Below are 2,705 nucleotides of genomic sequence, written 5' to 3' on the forward strand. Positions count from 1 at the left end.
AACTGATAGGCGCGCCCCCTGGCTACGTGGGCTACGAGGAGGGCGGCAAGCTTACGGAGGCCCTTAGGAGGAGGCCCTACTCGGTGGTGCTCTTTGACGAGATCGAAAAGGCCCATCCCGATATTTTTAATATCCTTCTCCAGATACTGGAAGACGGGCGTCTCACCGACGGCCAGGGGCATACCGTCGATTTTCGCAACAGCGTGATCATCATGACCAGCAATATCGGGGCAAGGGATGCCATGAAGGGGCAGAGCCTTGGCTTCGCCGCCCCGGGCCAGGGCGAGGTGCCGGACTGGGACAGGGTCCGTGCCGGTATCGTCGAATCGGTGAAGAAGACCTTCAGGCCCGAATTCCTCAACCGCGTCGACGAGATGATCGTTTTCGAGCCCCTTGGCAGGGAAGAACTGCTCAAGGTCCTGGACCTGATGCTCAGGGAAGTCGGCGAAAGGCTCGCCGAAAAGGGCATCCATATCGAGGTGCACGATGAAGCCAGAGCGCTTCTGCTCAACAAAGGGTATGATCCAAAGTACGGAGCCAGGCCTCTCAGGAGGGCTGTCCAGCGTTTCATCGAGGACCGGTTGGCCGACCTGGTGCTGGAAGGTCGGGTAGGCCAGGAAAGCCGCGTCATCGCCTCCGTGAAGGATGGTGAGCTGGAACTCTTGCCCGAGGCGCCCCTGCCGGGGGGCGGTGATGTAGCCCCCGGAGGAAGAGAAGCGAAAAGAACGGCCGAAGTCTGATCAAGGTAGCATAATCGCGAAAACGGGATCCCCAGAAAGGGGGATCCCCGTTTTTTGCCTATCGAGAGGAGTGGTGGGAGTGTTCAAATTGGACCTTTTCTGGATCCTGATGCTGTTCTTCTTCGTCTTTCCCATGTTCAAGCAGTGGAACCTCGAGCGCTTGAGAGTGGGCACTATCAGGACCCTCGAGAAGAAACGAGGCAGCAGGGTGATCACGCTGATTCACCGCCAGGAGACCGTGGGTTTCCTGGGTCTTTTCGCCAGGAACTATATAAACATCGAGGATTCTGAGGAGATATTGAGGGCCATCCGGATGACCTCGTCGGACACCCCCATCGACCTGATAATCCATACCCCCGGCGGTCTTCTGCTCGCGGCTTCTCAAATAGCCGCGGCGCTGAACAAGCACAAGGCGAAGGTGACCGTCTTTGTCCCACACTACGCCATGTCCGGCGGGACCCTGATAGCCCTGGCGGCCGACGAGATTGTCATGGACCGTCACGCCGTCCTCGGCCCGGTGGACCCACAGATAGGGCAGTACCCGGCCGTTTCGATCCTGAAGACTGTCGCCGAGAAGCCCATCGCCGAGGTCGATGACGAGACGCTGATCCTGGCCGACATATCCCGAAAGGCTATTGAACAAACCCGGCGGTTCGTGGTACACCTTCTCGAGGACAACGTAGCGCAGGAAGAGGCGGAAAGGCTGGCGATGGTGCTCACCGAGGGACGCTGGACCCACGATTACCCCATAGGCAGCGAGGAAGCCGCTGAACTGGGACTGTTCGTTTCCACGGACATTCCCCAGGAGATATGCCAGGTGATGAAGTTCTACCCTCAGTCCGGCCAGCGGCGACCATCGGTCCAGTACGTGCCCATGCCCTACCGTGGAGTGCCTCGGAATACGGAAACAAAATGACCTCCGGTTTGGACCGGACATTTCATTCGGGGAGTGATCTTGTGAAGAATTTTTCAAGAAAAGCGGTTCTGTTCACAGTAATGGCAACCCTGTTTCTGCCGACCCTCGCTCTCGCCGCCGACAGGGGACCAGTGATTACCGCCGGAGGGGAAAGCGTCAGCGAGCAGGAGATGATCGGCCTGATCATGGACCAGTCCGGCGTCGACAGGATGATGGCCCCCTTTGTCTTGGCCCAGCTCTCGTCAGAGGACAGGGAAACCTTCGCCAAGCAGGTGTCGATGGCCCTCCTCCTCTCCGAGGCCGGCCGCCAGAAGGGGTTGCAACTGGATCCGTCCGTGGCGGCCAAACTAAAATGGAATGCCGTCAACATACTTGCCCAGGCTTTTGTCTCCTCAGCTTCTTCGAAGTGGGACCTGGGAAGACCGGCTCTCGAGGCCTGGTTCAGCCAGCACGAGGATGACTACAGCGTGTCCGAGTCGGTTCACGCCCGGCATATACTCGTCGGTTCGGAAGAAGAGGCCACGGATGTCCTTCTGGAAGTCTTCGCCAAAGAGACGGATTTCGGCACCGTGGCGGCCGAGAAGAGCATCGATCCCGGGAGCGCTAATACCGGGGGGGATCTCGGGTGGATCTCCAGGGGACAGACCGTTCCCGGCTTCGACGAACTGGCCTTTTCTTTGGAACCGGGGAGGATAGGGGGACCCGTGGAAACGAAGTATGGATGGCACGTCATCCAGGTGCTGGAAAAGCGGCCCGCTAGAACGACCACCCTTGACGAGGTGTTGCCCAGGGTCAAGGAGGACCTCCAGAAGCACTATCTCGACCTCGAAGTGGAGCGCCTGGAAAAGTCGCTGGGGTTGGAGATCGATCACGAGATACTTACCACCCTGGGGGGGTTCCCGGCCTTTAAGAAGGACCAGTAAAGAATCGATTGTCCGCCGGCGGTCTCAAGGACCGCCGGTTTTTTAAAGCACCAGTTCTCCTTTAAGAACTATGCGAGCCTTCCCGGAGATCATCACCCGTTCCCCTGCCATGGTGACGACAAGCTC

3 protein-coding genes are annotated in these 2,705 nt (G+C 58.7%); all 3 read left to right on the plus strand.

Annotated elements, in window-relative coordinates; translation table 11 throughout:
* Positions 1-740, plus strand: a 740-nt coding sequence (locus GX108_03440) for an ATP-dependent Clp protease ATP-binding subunit (protein NLO56097.1), incomplete at its 5' end; no start/stop codon positions are given.
* 79 nt (positions 741-819) lie between these two features.
* Positions 820-1,656 carry a hypothetical protein gene (locus tag GX108_03445; GenBank protein NLO56098.1) on the plus strand — a complete coding sequence of 279 codons (837 nt, stop codon included), beginning with the start codon at positions 820-822 and terminating at the stop codon, positions 1,654-1,656.
* Positions 1,657-1,697: 41 nt separating this feature from the next.
* On the plus strand, positions 1,698-2,579 hold the full coding sequence (locus tag GX108_03450; protein ID NLO56099.1) for a hypothetical protein: 882 nt from the start codon (positions 1,698-1,700) through the stop codon (positions 2,577-2,579).
* Positions 2,580-2,705 lie beyond the last annotated feature (126 nt).

The sequence above is a fragment of the Thermovirga sp. genome (assembly GCA_012523215.1).
GTDB lineage: Bacteria > Synergistota > Synergistia > Synergistales > Thermovirgaceae > 58-81.